A 17,188-nucleotide genomic window follows, 5' to 3' on the forward strand; every position below is an offset into this window, starting at 1 on the left:
GCGGCTACGCGGCGGCGCCGACGACGGCCGCGATCGCAGAGGTGAAGAAACCGAGCCCATCGATGCCCGAGCGCATCGCGGCTGGCGTGTTGGGGCCGAACCCCTCTTCCACGGCGTGCTCGGGGTGTGGCATCAGGCCTACGACGTTGCCGCGTTCGTTGGCGATACCGGCGATATCGCGCAGCGAACCGTTGGGGTTGACGCCCGCATAGCGGAATGCAACGAGCCCCTCGCCCTCGAGTCGGTCGAGCTCGTCGTCGGCAGCAATGTAGCCACCATCCGCGTTCTTGAGCGGAATGACGATCTCTTGGCCAGTCGTGAAGTCTGAGGTCCAAGCGGTGGACGCGCTCTCGACGACGAGCCTCTGGTCACGGCGGATGAATTGCTGGTGGGCGTTTCGAATGAGGCCACCCGGCAGCAGGTGCGCTTCAACCAGCATCTGAAAACCGTTGCAGATTCCCAACACGGGCATGCCCTTTGCGGCAGCAGCCTTCACCTCGACCATGATCGGTGCGAGTGCGGCGATCGATCCGGCCCGCAGATAGTCCCCGTAGCTGAAACCACCGGGCAATACGAGGGCATCGACGCCGTCGAGATCGTGCGAGCCGTGCCAGAGAGCGACGGGGGTGGCGCCGGCGATCTCGATCGCGCGCTGCGCGTCGCGGTCATCGAGCGAACCGGGGAACGTGATGACCCCGATGCGGGTGGTCACGCTACGACCTCGATGCCGACGACGTCTTCGATCACCGAGTTAGAGAGAATCTCATCGGCGACGCGCTTCGCCTCAGCGAGCACCTCTTCTGTGACCTCGCCGTCGACCGTGAGTTCGAAACGCTTGCCGATGCGCACCGAGGTGAAGTCTGAGACTCCCAAACGCGAGAACGCGCCTGAGACGGCCTTTCCCTGCGGGTCCAGAAGCTCGGCCTTGGGCATGACGTCAACGACGATAGTGGGCATTAAAGGCTCCGGAAGTCGCGGAAAAGGGAACGCTGCAAGTCTACGTTGCGCCGCAGGCGCGCACTGTCCCCGTGTCGAAGCAGCCCAACTGCGGGTCGTGACCAAACTGTGACCGACGCGTGGGAGCGCTCCCTTGACTTTCGTGGGAGCGCTCCCGTACCGTAACTTGAGTCCGGTGGGAACGCTCCCACGGCAACGTGGCCACGACATGAGTTCCTAGCCGCAAACCCTGCAACACATATCTGACCCTGACAAACACAAAGGAGTGACAGTGAACTCTCGAGCCTTCCGCAGGAGTGCAGCGGCCGTCGCCGCTTTCTCAGCTTCCGCTATCGTCCTCGCCGGCTGCGCTGGCAGCAGTGATGACGCATCGACCGATTCGGGTTCTTCCGACGAGGAAATCACCCTCACGATCGCCACGTTCAACGACTTCGGCTACACCGATGAGCTCCTCCAGGAGTACATGGATGCCAACCCGAACGTGACCGTTGTACACAACCGCGCCGCCGAGTCCGGCGACGCCCGTGCCAACTACTTCCAGAAGCTCGGCAAGGGCGGCCTGGCAGACGTTGAAGCAGTCGAGATCGACTGGTTCGCCGAAGCCATGCAGTACTCCGACCTGCTCGCCGAAGCTCCTGACAGCGTCAAGGGCCGTTGGCTCGACTGGAAGGAAGCCGCAGCAACCGATCCCGAGGGTCGCCTGGTTGGCTTCGGAACCGACATCGGCCCGCAGGCTATCTGCTACCGCGCCGACCTCTTCGAAGACGCGGGCCTCGTGTCTGATCGTGACGAAGTTGCCGCGCTGTTCGACGGCGACTGGAACAACTTCCTCGATGTCGCAGACGAGTACATGGCAGCCACGGGCAAGCCCATGATCGACTCGGCCAACTCGGTGCTCCAGGGCATCGTCAACCAGCTCGAGTACACCTACACCGAGCCCGACGGCGCCGTCATCGCGACGACCAACCCCGAGGTCTCAGCTGCCTACGAGCTCGTGACCGAGCGTGCGATCCCCAACTCGGCCTATGCCGGTCAGTGGTCGGACGACTGGTTCGCTTCAATGGCCAACGGTGAATTCGCCACCATGCTGTGCCCGGGCTGGATGCTCGGCGTGATCTCGGGCAGCGCGCCCGACGTCGAAGGCTGGGACATCGCCGATGTCTTCCCGAACGGTGGCGGCAACTGGGGCGGCTCATACCTGACCGTTCCCGCAGACGGCGCCAACGTCGATGCAGCTCTTGACCTGGCTGACTGGCTGACCGCTCCTGAGCAGCAGGTTGCAGCGTTCGCTGAGGCAGGCACGTTCCCGAGCCAGCTCGAGGCATACGAAGACCCGACGCTGACCGATGCGACCGACGAGTACTTCAACGACGCTCCGACCGGCCAGATTCTCTCTGACCGCGCCGAGGCAGTCACCGTTGCTCCCTTCAAAGACGCCGTGTACTTCCAGTACCACGACGCTCTCCAGAACGCAGTGACTCGCGTCTTCGACGGAACCGAAGATGCAGACACCGCGTGGAACACCTGGGTCGCAGAGGTCGAAGCCTTCTGATGATCTGAATTGGTGGGGGCCGCGCCACGCGGCGCGGCCCCCACTGTTCTTACCTCTGCCCGATCTGCCTCTATGGAGTCTCACGTGACCGCGACCGACACCCGCGCCCAGACGTCACCGGCATCGCCCGGTCCACGTGCCGGGCAGCCCAAGCCCCCGCTCTCCTTCAAAAACAAGATGAGTCGGTGGGACCTCAAGTTCGCACCGTACCTCTATATTTCGCCGTTCTTCATCATGTTCGCGATCGTCGGGCTCTTCCCGATCGCGTTCACCGCTGTCATCTCATTCCAAGAATGGGACCTCGTTCGCAACACCGGCTCGTGGGTCGGATTCGAACAGTACGTCTGGATCCTCAACGATCCGAAGTTCTGGACGTCACTTCGCAACACCTTCAGCATCTTCTTGCTCTCGTCCGTGCCGCAGCTGGCGCTCGCGATCTTCATCGCCGCCATGCTCGACCGCAACATTCGGGCGAAGACCTTCTGGCGCATGAGCGTGCTCCTTCCCTTCGTGATGGCGCCCGTCGCCGTCGCGCTGATCTTCAGCAACATGTTCGGCGACAACCACGGCCTGGTGAACAACATCCTCGGCAGCATCGGCATCGCTCCGATCGCGTGGCACGTTGACCCGTTCTGGAGCCACATCGCTATCGCGACGATGGTCAACTTCCGTTGGACCGGCTATAACGCACTGATCCTGCTGGCTGCGATGCAGGCAGTTCCTCGAGAGTTCTACGAAGCGGCCACTGTCGACGGTGCTGGCGCATTTCGCCAGTTCTGGAGCATCACGCTCCCGTCGTTGAAGCCCACCCTGATCTTCGTCGTAATCACATCGACCATCGGTGGTCTGCAGATCTTCGATGAGCCGCGCATGTACGACAACGTCGGCCAGGGCGGTGCCGCCCAGCAGTGGCTCACGATCACGCTGTACCTCTACAACATCGGTTGGGGCGACTTCAACTTCGGTCGCGCAGCCGCGTTGGCCTGGATTCTGTTCATCATCATCCTGGTCATCGGAATGATCAACCTCCTCATCACGCGCCGCCTCGTGCGCGACGAGGGAGGGCGTGGCGTGAAGACTCCGCGCCGTGGACGCAAGGGAGTCACGCGATGAGCACCAATACCCCGCCCCTGGCGATCATGGAAGAAAGCATTCCCAACGCGGCGAAGCCCCCTCGCAAGAACCGCGCGCGCAAGATTCGTGGCATGCGTCCCGGATTCTGGGTCTACGCAGGTCTCGGCGTGGTTGTCGTATCCGCGATCTTCCCGTACTACTGGTCGTTCCTCATCGGCTCTGGCGATGCATCGACCATCAACAACCCGAACCTGTCGTGGTGGCCCGGTGGCAACTTCATCGACAACGCGATGTCGGTCGTCAACGACCCGGCGGTGAACTTCTGGTTGGCACTGTGGAACTCGATCTACAGCTCGACGATCATCGCGATGTCAGTGGTTGTCTTCTCCACTCTTGCGGGATGGGCGTTCGCCAAGCTCAAATTCCGCGGCGGACCCGGATTGCTGGCGTTCGTTGTGGCAACCATGGCAGTTCCGATGCAGCTCGGTGTCGTGCCGCTGTACATCCTCTTCTCGGACTGGGGCTGGACCGGAACGATCGGCGCGATCATCGTGCCGGCGCTGATCACTGCCTTCGGTGTGTTCTGGATGACTCAGTACCTCACTCAGAGCGTTCCCGACGAGCTGATCGAGGCTGCACGTGTCGATGGGGCCTCGCAGATTCGCACATTCTGGACGGTCGGAGTTGTTGCCGCACGCCCCGCGGCTGCGATGCTCTTCCTGTTCACCTTCATCAACGCGTGGAACCAGTTCTTCTGGCCTTTCATCGTGCTAGACCGCTCGAGCCCAACCCTTCCGGTCGCGTTGTCGTTGTTGCAGTCGAACTACTTCGTCGACTACTCGGTGGTGCTCGCCGGTGTGCTGCTGTCGACCATCCCGCTTCTCATCCTGTTCGCCTTCGCTGGCAAGCAGCTCGTGAGTGGCATCATGGCCGGTGCGGTCAAGGGCTGACAGCCCCCACCCGCACGCTTTTCTCTCCCCGCTACACCCCAAGGAAGGACGCCGTCCACATGACTGCGACTAACCCCCGCGAGTTCCCCGCGAACTTTCTCTTCGGAGCCGCGACCGCAGCCTTCCAGATCGAAGGAGCCGCCCACGAAGACGGCCGCCGCGATTCGATTTGGGACGCGTTCTGCCGAGTGCCAGAAGCGGTGATCAACGCCGACAACGGCGACGTGGCCTGTGACCACTACCACCGCTATGAAGGCGACGTCGCGCTGATGAAGTCGATGGGTCTGCAGACGTATCGTTTTTCAACGTCGTGGGCTCGTGTGCGCCCCGATGGCGGTGCGGTGAATGAGAAGGGCGTCGACTTCTACAATCGCCTGGTCGATGAGCTGCTCGGCGCAGATATCCTGCCGTGGCTGACGCTCTACCACTGGGATCTGCCTCAGGCACTGCAAGACAAGGGCGGCTGGGCGAACCGCGACACGGCTGAGCGCTTCACCGAGTATGCACTGACTATGCACGACGCGCTGGGCGACCGCGTGAACGTCTGGACCACTCTCAACGAGCCGTGGTGCTCGTCGTTCCTCAGCTACACGGCTGGCGTCCACGCACCGGGGCACTACAGCATCGAAGAGGGCGCTCTGGCCTCTCATCATCTCTTGCTGGGGCACGGACAAACCGTGCGCGAACTGCGCGCTCGGGACTCCTCGCTGAATCTGGGCATCACGCTCAACCTCACGGTCGCTGACCCGGTAGACGCTGAGAGCCCGGCCGATGTCGACGCTGCACGCCGCATCGACGGTCAGTTCAACCGTTGGTTCCTCGACCCGATCTTCCGCGGCGAGTACCCGGCAGACATCGTTGAAGACATTCGTGGGGTGGATGCTGCCGCGATCGAGTCCTTCGAAAAGGCAGTGCGTCCTGGAGACCTCGACATCATCTCGTCGGCGATCGACTCACTCGGCGTCAACTACTACCACGGTGAGTTCGTCGGCGGTGAGGCTCCCGAGGTCGCCCCGGTCGCGGGCGACGCCCCCACCAAACGCGAGAGCGCGCCGGCTTTTCCGGCATCGCAGAACATCCATTGGCACGAACGCGGTCTCGATCGCACCTCGATGCACTGGGAGGTTCAGCCCGAGGGGCTCACTCGCCTACTCAAGCGCGTTTCCGACGAATACAGCGCGCCGAAGGGTGTGACGCTCTACGTCACGGAGAACGGAGCAGCATTCGACGACGAGCGCGTCGTCGAAGACGGCGAGGTTCGGGTGCACGACGACGAGCGGGTGTCGTTTCTGACCGGTCACCTCGGAGCGATCCTTGACGCTGTTGATGCAGGAGTCGATGTGAGGGGCTACTTCTATTGGTCGTTCCTCGACAACTTCGAATGGGCGTGGGGCTACGAGAAGCGCTTCGGCATTGTTCGCGTGGATTACGACACGCAGGAGCGGTCAGTAAAGGACAGCGGAAGAGAGTACGCCCGAGTGATCGGTGCCCGAGCGCTCTGACGCCCGACTAGCATCGCAGTGAGGGAGCTGTCATGAGCATAGAGACGGTGCGTGACGCCGCCACGATCGAAGAGGTCGCCACTGCCGCGGGTGTCTCTCGATCGACCGTGTCGCGTGTTGTCAACGGCTCAACGGCGGTGAGCCCTGAAGCACTCGAGTCGGTACAGCGCGCGATTGCCGCCTTGAACTACGTGCCAAATCGCGCGGCTCGCTCGCTGGCGAGCCGGCAGACGCACGCGATCGCTTTGGTCGTTCCCGAAGACACCACCCGGTTCTTCGGCGATCCCTTCTTTGCGGCAGTCGTCTCGGGCATCCATTCTCGGTTGAGCAGTTCCAACTATGTGATGAACCTCTTCATCGCGAGCGACGACCCCGGCGATAAAACGACAAGCTATGTGCGCAGCGGTGCCGTCGACGGGGCGATCATCGTGTCGCACCACACCAGCGACCTCTTCATCGATCGCATCGCCAGCGCGGTGCCCGTGGTCTATGGTGGTCGTCCCGTGCGCGAGCGCGAGCAGGACTATTACGTCGACGTCGACAACGTGCGCGGAGCTCACGACGCGACGACCTATCTGATCGAGTCGGGCTACAAGAAGATCGCGACCATTACCGGGTCACTGACCATGCCAGCGGGAGTTGACCGACTGCAGGGCTATCGCGACGCGCTCGCAAAACACGACCTTGACGAGATCGCAATCGAACCGGGCGGGTTCACCGCCGAGGGCGGGGCCAACGCGATGCGCCGGATGCTCGCCAGCGGCGCACGCCCCGACGCGCTCTTTTGTGCGAGCGATCTGATGGCCCAGGGGGCGATGGGTGTGCTCGCTGCCGCGGGCTTGCGTGTTCCCGACGACATTGCGATCGTGGGCTTTGATGACTCGCCCGTCGCGCTTGCGGTCTCTCCGCAGCTGACCACGATGCGTCAGCCCTCGTTTGCCCAGGGCGAGCGCATGGCCAACGTGCTGCTTGATCGTCTCGCAGGAAAACATCCGCGTCACGTCACGATCCTCGAAACTGAGCTCGTGCTGCGCTCATCGGTCTAGACACCTCGTTCTGCACCGTGCGAGGCGGCTTGCCGATGAGCGAGCGTGTGCACTTCGTAATACCCTCGTCTGCCTTGCGCCTGAAGCGCGGGGCAGGATAGAGGCATGAAGAGTGGAGCCGTAGTCGGACTGGTCATTGCTGGCGTGCTTGTACTGGGCGTGGGCGGCGCCGTCGCCGTTTCTCTCAGCAACGGTGATGAGAGCGACACTGTCGCTGTTACGACCCCATCGCCCGCAGAGACCGAGATGGCGGTTGACGACGTGAGCGATGACGATACGTCTGAAGATTCCGCCGACGAGTCGACGAGTGAGCCAGCAGCCGACAGCGTGACGCCTGGCGCCTACGTCGAATACAGCGAGGCTGCACTCGCGTCAGCCGAAGGTACTCCCGTGTTGTTCTTTCACGCCACATGGTGCCCGCAGTGCCGCGCCCTTGACGAAGACATTCGCGCCTCGGGTATGCCCGACGGCATCACGATTCTGAAGGTCGACTACGACTCAAACCAAGATCTTCGTCAGCAGTACGGGGTCACCCAGCAGACCACGCTGGTCGAACTCGACAGCGCAGGCAACGCGCTCACCACATTCATTCCATACGAAGACCCGTCGCTCGACTTCGCGCTTGCCGGTCTCGGTCTCACTGGCTGATGCTTGCGCTCACCCTGGTGTCGTTCGCCGCCGGCGTGCTCACCGTTCTTGCGCCGTGCGTTCTGCCGTTGCTGCCGGTGATCGTCGGCGGCACGGCTGTGCGCACCGGATCAGACGCGAAGCTCGCAGAGAAGCAGTGGTTTCGCCCCCTCATCATCGCCGCATCTCTTGCCGTCTCGGTCGTCGCATTCACCCTGCTGCTGAAGGCGACCACCGCTCTGCTGGGCATTCCGGCGTGGATCTGGCAGTCGATCTCGGGCGTCATCGTCGCGGTGCTCGGTCTGACCATGCTCTTTCCCATGGTGTGGGAGCGCCTCACAGTGCGCTTCGGGTGGCAGGCTGGCGGCGGCCGCCTGCTTGACGCGAGCTACCGCAAGGGCGGCCTCGGCGGTGACATCGCGCTCGGCGCAGCGCTCGGTCCAGCGTTCAGCAGCTGCAGCCCCACCTATGCGCTCATCATCGCGGCCGTGCTGCCAGCGTCTTTCGGTCTCGGTGTTGTTTACATCTCGGCTTACGCCATCGGGCTCGCTCTCGCGCTGATGGTCATTGCGATTGCCGGCACCGCGCTGGTGCGCAAGCTCGGCTGGCTCGCAGACCCGCACGGAGTCTTCAGACGCGTGATCGGTGGCTTGCTGGTGATTGTGGGAGTCGCAGTGGCACTCGGGTGGGACCGCCTCGTGCAGACCTGGATGCTCCAGCAGGGCTGGTATGCCCCGATTGAGAATCTCGAGCGGATGCTGCTGGGCTGAGCGCCGCGCGCCACTCAGAGCAGTGGCGACCGGGTACGCCTCAGCGCTCGGTGAGCATTTCAATCAGCTCGCGGTAGCGTGCGCTAGTGCGCTCAACGACCTCCGTGGGCAGTTCCGGGGGAGTGCCCTCTTTGTTCCAGTTGGCGGCAAGCCAGTCCCGCACGATCTGCTTGTCGAAGCTGGCCATGCGCTCCTTGGGCGTCGTGCCCGATGCCCACGCAGCAGCATCCCAATACCTCGACGAATCACTCGTGAGCACCTCATCGGCAAGCGTGAGCACTCCCTCGGCATCGGCGCCGAACTCGAACTTCGTATCGGCCAGAATCAGTCCGTGGGCTTCGGCCAGGGCTGCGGCGCGTTCGTAGATCTCGAGCGAGGTGTCTCGCAGCGCGGCAGCCACGTCGGCTCCGACCAGCTCGACAGTCTGCTCGTACGAGATGTTCTCGTCGTGCTCACCCATCGGAGCCTTATAGGCCGGGGTGTAGATCGGCTCGGGCAGCCGGTCTCCGTCGTTCAGCCCATCTGGCAACGCGATGCCGCACACGGTGCCGCTTGCCTGATACTCGGCCCAGCCAGAACCGGTCAGGTAACCGCGCACGACACATTCGACGGGGTACATCTGCAGGCCGCGCACGTGCATCGATCGACCCGAGACCGCATGCGGGATTTCGGTCTCACCATCGGCAACCAGGTGATTCGGGATGCTGCGCCCGCCGTCGAGGCCGGCAAGCTGGGCAAACCACCACATACTCAGGGTCGTGAGCAGCTCACCTTTGCCGGCAATGCCGGGGCTGAGCACGTGGTCAAACGCACTGACCCGGTCGCTGGCCACAACCAGCATCCGGTTCGAAACCTCACCGTCGGGCATCTCCGCGGGAACGTACAGGTCGCGCACCTTTCCCGAATAGATGTGCTTCCAGCCGGGCAGGTCAGTCTCGTTTGTCACTCGCCCATTATTGCCGCTATCAGCTCGCGCGCGTGCTTAGCGTGTGAGAGCAGCGCGCGCAACCGGCTGGCATCGTCGTGGGCGCGTCGATAACGTCGTTGTCTCAGGTTCGTATTCACGCACGCGGAAGGAACAATCATGCCCGCATGGATCATCATTCTCATCGTCGTCGCAATCGTGCTCATTCTGCTCGGAGCATTCGTCGAAGTCGCCAAGTTCTTGCTGTGGATCGGTTTGGTCGTGCTCGTCATCGGCCTGATCTGGTGGCTGATGCAAGCAATCGCAGGGCGCAAGTCTTAGCGCCTCGTGGGCTCCTCCTATCGGACGCTAGGGTAGAACACCCTTTCAGCCCGGCAGGAGGAGCACCTTGTTCGAACTGAAGTCATGGCTCGGCCTCACGGTCGTGCTGTCCATCGCGCTGATCGCAGCGGTCGTGGTGGCAATCGTCGTCGCGGCAGCGCTCAAGCGCATCTCGCGAAAGAAGCGGTGGCCCGCCACCCTCTCGGCGACAGTGCGTGCGCCCTTCAGAGTGCTGATCGTCGTCATCGCGCTGTGGGTCGCCTTTCTGCTCTCGTGGCCGGCGCCTGATTCATCTGAGACCGTGGCGCACGGGCTTGTCATCGCCACCATCGCTGCAGCCGCGTGGTTCATCGGCGCGGCGATCTCATTCGGGTTCGGCGTCGCGATGGCGCGATTGCCGTTGGGGTCGAAAGACAATCTGGTCGCGCGCCGTCGGCAGACGCAGCTCACGCTCATTCGTCGGCTGCTGGTCGCTGTGGTGGTGGTTTTTGCGGCTGGCGCGATTCTTGTCACCTTTCCCGCGCTCGCAACAATCGGCACAAGTCTGTTGGCCTCAGCCGGCGTGGCAGGAATCGTGGCGGGGCTTGCCGCTCAATCGACCCTCGCGAGCGTATTCGCCGGGGTGCAGATCGCGTTCAGCGATGCTGTTCGCGTCGATGACGTGGTAGTCGTCGAAGGCGAGTGGGGTCGCATCCAAGAGATCACGCTCACGTACGTCGTCGTGCACATCTGGGACGACCGGCGGTTGGTGCTGCCGTCAACCTACTTCACCACTACGCCGTTCGAAAACTGGACCCGTCGCTCGAGCGAGCTTCTGGGATCAATCGAGTTCGACCTCGACTGGCGAGTGAGGCCGTCAGAGATGCGTCAACAGCTCGACGTCATTCTCGAGCGCACCGAGCTGTGGGACCGGCGCGCCAAAGTACTGCAGGTGACTGAGGCGGTGAACAACACCGTGCGGGTGCGTATTCTGCTGACTGCCGTCGACGCGCCAACACTGTTCGATCTGCGCTGTTTCGTGCGCGAAGAGTTCGTCGAGTGGTTGCACGACAAGAAGTCGGCACTGCCGATTTCCCGAGTGCAGCTTGTGGCTGAGCCAGCACCGGAAGAGCCTAGTGTCAGTCCAGAGGCGAGCGATCAGCACGCCGGCTTGTTCACCGGGTCAGCCGAAGGTGAAGAGCGCGCCGAGCAGTTCACCGGCTCGATCGCGACGATCGACGCCGACGAGGCTGAACGCTGGGCGAGTGAGCGCTGAAGCTCCTCGGCTCAGACGACTCGTGCCGCGATGTCGCCGCGAAACTGACCGCCGTCGAGCGTGATCTGGCCCACAGCGTCATATGCGAGCTCGCGTGCGCCAGCGAAGGTTTCTGCGGTGGCGACGACGCTCAGCACGCGCCCGCCGGTCGCGAGGAGCGAGCCCTCGCTGTCAGCGGTCGCCGCGTGCGCGATATGCACGCCTGCGGCGGAGGCTGCGGCGTCCAGCCCATCGAGCGGGCGACCGGTGAGGGGAGCCTGCGGGTAGCCTTCGCTCGCCAGCACAACGGTGATGGCCGCCTGAGGCGAGAACGACGGCCGCGGGAAATCTTCGAGATGGCCCGACGCAGCAGCCAGCAGCAACTCCGAGAGCGGATCGAGCAGGCGAGGCAACACGACCTGGGTTTCGGGGTCGCCGAAGCGGGCGTTGAACTCGATGACCTTGACGCCCTGATCGGTGAGAATCAGGCCCGCGTAGAGAAGCCCGATGAATGGAGTTCCCTCTGCGTCGAGCTGGCGGATGACCGGCTCGGCGACATCGCGAGTGACGAGATCGACGAATCCGGCTTCGCTGCCGAACTTTTCGTCGAGCCACGGCAGCGGTGAGTAGGCGCCCATGCCGCCGGTGTTCGGTCCCTCATCACCGTCGAGCAGACGCTTGAAGTCCTGCGCCGGGCTGAGCGGCAGCACGTGGTCACCATCGCTGAGAAAGAACAGCGACACCTCAGGGCCCGAGAGAAACTCTTCAACCAGAACCGCCCCGGTCGGCAGGTATGTGTCGGCGTGGTCGAGGGCTGCGGCGCGATCGTTCGTGACGATCACACCCTTTCCCGCGGCGAGTCCATCAGCCTTCACCACGTAGGGTGCGCCGAACTCGTCAATCGCCGTTTCGACCTCGGCACGGGTGACAGCGCGCGAAGCGCGGCCGGTGGGGACGCCCGCAGCATCCATCACCCGCTTGGCGAAGGTCTTCGAACCCTCGAGCTGCGCGGCGGCCTTGCCCGGACCGAATGCCGGAATGCCGCGCTCGCGCAACGAGTCAGCAACGCCGGCGACGAGGGGAGCCTCGGGTCCGATCACCACGAGGTCGATGGAGTTCTCGAAGGCGAACGTCGTGACCTCGGCTGGCGAGGTGGCACTGAGCGCGACCAAGCTGGCGTCTCGAGCGATGCCGGCGTTTCCCGGCGCAGCGAAGATGTCGTGAGCGGCCTCCTCTGCACGAAGAGCGAGGATGATGGCGTGCTCGCGCGCGCCCGAACCGAGGACCAGAATCTTCACCCGGCCAGCCTACCGATCCTTGCCCGTCGGCACAGGCGCCTCGGATTCGGGCGTAGCGTTGGCCCATGCCACGCAGCATCTCTACCGCCGACGGACGCTCCGCGCTAACGGCCGTGCGAGCCGCCTCTGCATCGAACGAGGTTCCCGCGCGCACCGACCTCGCTACCGCTGTGCGCTACCTCTTGCAGCTGCTCGCAGAGAAGGCACCCGGCCACAGCGTTGAGGTGCGCGTGCCGCCGTTCGGCGCCGTTCAGGTGGTTGAGGGACCACGTCACACTCGCGGCACACCGCCGAACGTGGTTGAAATGGAACCGCTCACGTGGATCGCGCTGGCGACGGGCGAACAGGAGTGGGTGGATGCGACGGCCGCAGGCCGCATCTCAGCGTCGGGAGTGCGCGCCGACGTCTCAGACCTGCTGCCGCTTCGGCCCTGACCAAGCCGCGTGGCGCGCTCGCGCGCATGCGGTGGGACAATAGGAGCATGGCTGAGCACGCTGAAGACCACATCGAAACCGTTCGCGTGCGCCGCGCTCCCAAGATGTCGGTGTTCCTGCTGCTTGGGGCAGCGCTCGGTGTCTTCGTGGCGATGATCTTGACGTTCGCGTTCGACGGCTCTGATCAGGCCAGCCCCAACACCGGATTCGTCTACTCGCAGATGCAGGTCTTTGGGTTCGTCACGCTGATCTGCGTGCCAATCGGGATCGCGCTGTTCGGTTTCATCGCTGTGATGCTCGACCGCAGGGCGTCACGTCGCGCTCGTAGCGTCGCCGTCGACCACGAAACAGTGCGCGGCGAGAGCGACTAGCACTCAGGCCAATTCGGCGATGATCGGGTTGATTGCAGCGTCGAAAGCGACGACGTCGCCGCGCAGTCCATCGGTCACGGCGATGGTGAGGGAACCGACCCACCACAGCCCTCGCTGACTCAGCGGCAGCACCTGAACGTTGAGTTCGAACGAGTGCGCGCGGCGACCCACCTGTCGTTCGTACTCGGCAATCGCGCTCGCGTAGGCGCGGTAGCTCACTCCGCTGCCGATGTCTTTTCGATAGCGTGCATGCGCTGATTGGGCGAACGCGAGGGCTTCACTCGCGTGGGGCCGTGCAGCATCCCTCAATTCAGACGCACCATCTGCGGGCAGTGCCAACAGCGTTTCGTAGCCGTCTACCAACTCGAGCGGAACCGGCGAAGGATGTATCTCAGGCTCGATTGTCATCTCCCAGAGACCTCGCCATTGAGACTCCAGCACGTCTTGTGACGCGCTCGTGCGGTCGTTCGCTCGCGGAGCGATGCCGCGCAGATGCGGCAGTTCATCCGGGTAGCGGATGCCGAGCACCTGACGCAGATAGAGGGCAAGAAGAACTGGCTGACCGGCGTCTTCGCGGATCAGCCATTCCGGCATTCCGGTGCCACCCATGCGGCCATTGTAGGGGCGCAGGTCGGCAGAGTGGAGGAGTGGAATGCTGCAGAGGGCGAGATCGCAACGACTCGCGCGCCGACCCGGGTAGTCTGGAGCCGTGGTCACCCCTTCTCGTGATGCCTCCGCGAACCCCTATGCGGCCGCCGGCGTCGATACTGCTGCCGGCGATCTTGCCGTTGAACTGATGAAGTCGGCCGTGCGTCGCACACACGGACCCGAGGTGCTCGGTGGTGTCGGCGGCTTTGCGGGCCTCTTCGATGCCAGTGCACTGCTCGGCTATACCAAGCCGCTGCTGGCAACGAGCACCGACGGCGTCGGCACGAAGGTCGCCATCGCGCAGGCTATCGACAAGCACGACTCGATCGGACTCGACCTGGTTGGCATGGTCGTCGACGACATCGTGGTGGTGGGAGCGAAGCCGCTCTTCATGACCGACTACATCGCTTGCGGCAAAGTGTTCCCTGAACGCATCGCAGACATCGTGCGCGGCATCGCGCAGGGTTGTGCTGAAACCGGCACGGCGCTGGTCGGCGGCGAGACCGCAGAGCACCCCGGCTTGCTTGGCGTGAACGACTACGACGTCGCGGGCGCCGCTACGGGAGTGGTTGAAGCCAACCAGGTTCTCGGTGCCGAGCGCGTGCAGAACGGCGATGTCGTACTGGCGCTCGCGTCGAGCGGACTGCACTCGAACGGCTACTCGCTGGTGCGCCATATCGTCGCCGGCGCGGGCATTCAGTACGGCGATCGAGCGGCCGACCTCGGCGACAGCATCACCTGGGGTGAGGCGCTTCTCGAACCCACACGTCTCTACACGACCCCCTTGCTTCATCTCATCGAAGAGCTGGGCGATGCGGTGCACTCACTGAGTCATGTCACCGGAGGCGGTATCGCCGCCAACCTGGCGCGCGTGCTGCCGCAGAACACCTGGGTAGAGGTGGACCGTTCGACGTGGTCACCACCGGCGACCTTTCGTGTGCTGGCAGACCTCGGGAGCCTCGATCTTGAATCGACCGAAGGCACCTGGAACCTGGGCATCGGTTTTCTCGCGGTTGTATCGGCAGCCAAGGCAGATGCTGCAATCGCTGCGCTGGCGCGCAATGGCATCGACACGTGGCAGGTGGGCGCGGTGCACACTGATGCGCTTCCCTCCGGAGATTTTGAGCAGGGCGCAAAGGGTGTGAACGGCGGCGCCGTTCGACTCGTCGGCTCTTACGCAGACGGCTCGGCCGTGAACGGAGCAAAGTAATCCCAGATGTGCGGAATCGTCGGCATGATGGGTCGTGGATCTGTCAACCAAGAGATCTACGACTCCCTTCTTCTTCTGCAGCACCGGGGTCAAGACTCCACGGGAATCGCGACCGCTGAACCCAGCGGGGTGTTCCACGTTCACAAAGAGCGTGGGCAGGTGCGCGAAGCTTTCCGCACCCGCGACATGCGGGTGCTGCTCGGCAATATCGGTCTCGGCCACGTGCGCTATGCGACGAAGGGCACCGCATCGAGCGAAGAAGAGGCCCAGCCGTTCTACGTCAACGCGCCCTACGGCATCGTGCTCGTGCACAACGGAAACCTCACCAATACGCGTGAACTGACCGAGGTGCTGTTTCGCAAAGACCGCCGACACCTCAATACGACCTCTGACACTGAGTTGCTAGTCAACGTGCTGGCCAACGAGTTGCAGGCGTCGATTTCGGGTGACGAGCTCGTTCCCGAGCAGCTTTTCGATGCCGTCGCGCGCGTGCACGATCGGGTGGAAGGTTCATACGCGGCGATCGCCCTGATCGCCGGATACGGTCTTTTGGCGTTCCGCGATCCCTTCGGCATCCGGCCACTGATTCTTGGCACCCGCAAGCACGAAGACGGCACCTACGAGTGGGTGGTGACAAGTGAGTCGCTCGTGCTCGAAAACGGTGAGTTCGAGGTCGTGCGCGATGTGCTTCCCGGTGAGGCGATCTTCGTCGACCTTGAGGGCAACCTTCACACCATGCAGTGCGCGCAGGAGACGCAGCTGGCACCGTGCTCGTTCGAGTACGTATACCTTGCTCGCCCCGACTCGATCATGAACGGCATCTCGGTGTACGAAGCCCGCTTGCGCATGGGCGAACGGCTCGCTGACACGATCGCCAAGCACTCCCCGGTCGATGAGATCGACGTAGTGATGCCCATTCCTGACTCGTCTCGCCCGGCCGCCATGCAGGTGGCTCGCAAGCTCGGGATCGAGTACCGCGAGGGCTTCTACAAGAACCGCTATGTCGGCCGCACCTTCATCATGCCCGGCCACGCGGTGCGCAAGAAGAGCGTGCGCCAGAAGCTCAACGCGATGTCGAGTGAGTTCAAGGGCAAGAACGTGCTGCTGATTGACGACTCGATCGTTCGCGGTACGACGTCGAAAGAGATCATTCAGATGGCACGCGATGCTGGCGCGAAGTCCGTCGCATTCGCGTCAGCGGCGCCCCCGGTGCGGTTCCCGCACGTGTACGGCATCAATATGCCGTCGAGGCACGAGCTGGTGGCGCACGGACGCACCATCCCCGAGATCGCTGCAGAGCTCGGCGCTGACTACATGGTGTACCAAGAGGTTGAAGACCTCAAGGCTGCCATTCTTGAAGGCTCAGACCTCGACGATCTTGACATGAGCTGCTTCGACGGCCGCTACGTCACCGGCACCGTGTCAGACGAGTACCTCGCCTGGGTCGAAGGCTCGCAGGAGTCCTAGCCGCGCGGCGTGAGCCCGGCACCGCTGCTGCTGCACCCGGCACCGCTGCTGCTGCACCCGGCACCGCTGCTGCTGCACCCGGCGCCGCTGCCGCTGCCACCGGCGCCGAAACTAGGCTTCGTGCACGAAACATGCTGCACAGCGGGTTGTCTCGCGCACGAAGCCTCGTCTCGACGTACTGGGTCGGCTAGGCCGAAGCGCCGTCGAGCACTTCGAGGAACGCTTTCATCCACGTGCCGTTGTCGGGCCAGGCGCGCGAGCTGACCAGGTTTCCGTCGACGACAGCTCCGCCGTTCTCGAAGACACCGCCCACAACCTCAACGTCGATGGCAAGCTCTGGGTAGGCGGCTGAAGTGCGTCCTTCAAGCACTCCAGCGGCGGCGAGCAGCAGTGGTCCGTGGCAGGTCGCAGCGACAGGATTGTTCTTCTCGAAGAAGTAGCGCACGATTCGCTTGGCTTCTTCGTTGTTGCGCAGATACTCGGGGGCGCGGCCGCCAGGCACGACGATAGCGACGTAGTCAGCGGGATCGACGTCGGCCAGCGCGATGTCTGCGTCCCAGGTGTGTCCGGGCTTCTCGGTGTAGGTGTCGAAGTCGTCAACGAAGTCATGAACGACGAACTGAAGCTTGCGCTTTTCGGGGGCGCCGATGTGCACTTCGTAGCCGGCCTCCTGCAGTCGGTGCAGCGGATAGAAGACCTCTAGGGTCTCGGCGGCATCGCCCGTGATGATGAGAATCTTGCTGGTCATGGTGGTTCCTTTCACGACAACGTTGTGTGCGGTTCCAGAGTGCGCCGCGGGTGG

General features: G+C 63.4%; 19 protein-coding genes. 13 read left to right on the top strand and 6 right to left on the bottom strand.

The genetic code is table 11. The annotated features are described in order from the left end of the window. Positions 1-4: 4 nt before the first annotated feature. Positions 5-712 carry a phosphoribosylformylglycinamidine synthase subunit PurQ gene (gene purQ, locus WDU96_RS01895; RefSeq protein ID WP_337336789.1) on the bottom strand — a complete coding sequence of 236 codons (708 nt, stop codon included), beginning with the start codon at positions 710-712 and terminating at the stop codon, positions 5-7. Next, entirely contained in the window at positions 709-957 is a 249-nt protein-coding gene (gene purS, locus WDU96_RS01900; protein WP_337336790.1) for a phosphoribosylformylglycinamidine synthase subunit PurS, read from the bottom strand. Before purS ends, purQ begins: the two co-directional genes overlap by 4 nt. Positions 958-1,228: 271 nt before the next feature. On the opposite strand from purS, the gene WDU96_RS01905 reads away from it, so the two are divergent. From WDU96_RS01905 to WDU96_RS01935, 7 genes are all read left to right on the top strand, one after another. After that, a complete protein-coding gene (locus tag WDU96_RS01905) occupies positions 1,229-2,509 on the top strand; it encodes an ABC transporter substrate-binding protein (RefSeq protein ID WP_337336791.1) in 1,281 nt (426 codons plus the stop codon). A gap of 84 nt (positions 2,510-2,593) precedes the next feature. Then, positions 2,594-3,622 carry a carbohydrate ABC transporter permease gene (locus WDU96_RS01910; protein ID WP_337336792.1) on the top strand — a complete coding sequence of 343 codons (1,029 nt, stop codon included), beginning with the start codon at positions 2,594-2,596 and terminating at the stop codon, positions 3,620-3,622. Next, positions 3,619-4,533: a carbohydrate ABC transporter permease gene (locus WDU96_RS01915; RefSeq protein ID WP_337336793.1), complete on the top strand. Its 915-nt coding sequence runs from the start codon at positions 3,619-3,621 to the stop codon at positions 4,531-4,533. The genes WDU96_RS01910 and WDU96_RS01915 overlap by 4 nt, the downstream gene beginning before the upstream one ends. Before the next feature lie 59 nt (positions 4,534-4,592). After that, positions 4,593-6,035, top strand: a complete 1,443-nt coding sequence (locus WDU96_RS01920; RefSeq protein ID WP_337336794.1) for a GH1 family beta-glucosidase — start codon at positions 4,593-4,595, stop codon at positions 6,033-6,035. A gap of 32 nt (positions 6,036-6,067) precedes the next feature. Next, positions 6,068-7,081, top strand: coding sequence for a LacI family DNA-binding transcriptional regulator (locus WDU96_RS01925; protein WP_337336795.1), 1,014 nt, complete (start codon positions 6,068-6,070; stop codon positions 7,079-7,081). Positions 7,082-7,186: 105 nt separating this feature from the next. Beyond that, entirely contained in the window at positions 7,187-7,729 is a 543-nt protein-coding gene (locus WDU96_RS01930; RefSeq protein ID WP_337336796.1) for a thioredoxin family protein, read from the top strand. Beyond that, complete coding sequence (locus WDU96_RS01935; protein ID WP_337336797.1) at positions 7,729-8,478, top strand: cytochrome c biogenesis CcdA family protein; 750 nt, start codon at positions 7,729-7,731, stop codon at positions 8,476-8,478. Before WDU96_RS01930 ends, WDU96_RS01935 begins: the two co-directional genes overlap by 1 nt. Positions 8,479-8,518: 40 nt before the next feature. Here the strand turns inward: WDU96_RS01935 and WDU96_RS01940 are convergent, their stop codons facing one another. Continuing rightward, a complete protein-coding gene (locus WDU96_RS01940) occupies positions 8,519-9,424 on the bottom strand; it encodes a phosphoribosylaminoimidazolesuccinocarboxamide synthase (protein WP_337336798.1) in 906 nt (301 codons plus the stop codon). A 138-nt stretch (positions 9,425-9,562) separates the two neighbouring features. On the opposite strand from WDU96_RS01940, the gene WDU96_RS01945 reads away from it, so the two are divergent. Both WDU96_RS01945 and WDU96_RS01950 read left to right on the top strand, forming a co-directional pair. Further along, a complete protein-coding gene (locus WDU96_RS01945; protein ID WP_337336799.1) occupies positions 9,563-9,724 on the top strand; it encodes a hypothetical protein in 162 nt (53 codons plus the stop codon). Between the two features lie 67 nt (positions 9,725-9,791). Next, positions 9,792-10,979, top strand: coding sequence for a mechanosensitive ion channel family protein (locus WDU96_RS01950; protein ID WP_337336800.1), 1,188 nt, complete (start codon positions 9,792-9,794; stop codon positions 10,977-10,979). 11 nt (positions 10,980-10,990) lie between these two features. On the opposite strand, the gene purD is transcribed toward WDU96_RS01950, so the two are convergent. Beyond that, the gene (gene purD / locus WDU96_RS01955) at positions 10,991-12,256 is read right to left on the bottom strand and encodes a phosphoribosylamine--glycine ligase (RefSeq protein ID WP_337336801.1); all 1,266 of its coding nucleotides are present in this window, start codon (positions 12,254-12,256) and stop codon (positions 10,991-10,993) included. Between the two features lie 65 nt (positions 12,257-12,321). On the opposite strand from purD, the gene WDU96_RS01960 reads away from it, so the two are divergent. Further along, positions 12,322-12,690, top strand: a complete 369-nt coding sequence (locus WDU96_RS01960) for a sterol carrier family protein (RefSeq protein WP_337336802.1) — start codon at positions 12,322-12,324, stop codon at positions 12,688-12,690. A gap of 47 nt (positions 12,691-12,737) precedes the next feature. After that, positions 12,738-13,061 (top strand): potassium transporter Trk, encoded by a 324-nt coding sequence (locus WDU96_RS01965; RefSeq protein ID WP_337336803.1) that lies wholly within the window; start codon positions 12,738-12,740, stop codon positions 13,059-13,061. Positions 13,062-13,064: 3 nt separating this feature from the next. On the opposite strand, the gene WDU96_RS01970 is transcribed toward WDU96_RS01965, so the two are convergent. Further along, a complete protein-coding gene (locus WDU96_RS01970; protein WP_337336804.1) occupies positions 13,065-13,670 on the bottom strand; it encodes a zinc-binding alcohol dehydrogenase in 606 nt (201 codons plus the stop codon). Positions 13,671-13,770: 100 nt separating this feature from the next. On the opposite strand from WDU96_RS01970, the gene purM reads away from it, so the two are divergent. Both purM and purF read left to right on the top strand, forming a co-directional pair. Next, positions 13,771-14,919 (top strand): phosphoribosylformylglycinamidine cyclo-ligase, encoded by a 1,149-nt coding sequence (gene purM, locus WDU96_RS01975; protein ID WP_337336805.1) that lies wholly within the window; start codon positions 13,771-13,773, stop codon positions 14,917-14,919. Positions 14,920-14,925: 6 nt separating this feature from the next. After that, positions 14,926-16,386 carry an amidophosphoribosyltransferase gene (gene purF, locus WDU96_RS01980; RefSeq protein WP_337336806.1) on the top strand — a complete coding sequence of 487 codons (1,461 nt, stop codon included), beginning with the start codon at positions 14,926-14,928 and terminating at the stop codon, positions 16,384-16,386. A 187-nt stretch (positions 16,387-16,573) separates the two neighbouring features. On the opposite strand, the gene WDU96_RS01985 is transcribed toward purF, so the two are convergent. Beyond that, on the bottom strand, positions 16,574-17,134 hold the full coding sequence (locus WDU96_RS01985) for a DJ-1/PfpI family protein (protein ID WP_337336807.1): 561 nt from the start codon (positions 17,132-17,134) through the stop codon (positions 16,574-16,576). Between the last annotated feature and the right edge of the window lie 54 nt (positions 17,135-17,188).

The sequence above is a fragment of the Microbacterium marmarense genome (assembly GCF_037204165.1).
GTDB classification, from domain to species: Bacteria; Actinomycetota; Actinomycetes; order Actinomycetales; family Microbacteriaceae; genus Microbacterium; species Microbacterium marmarense.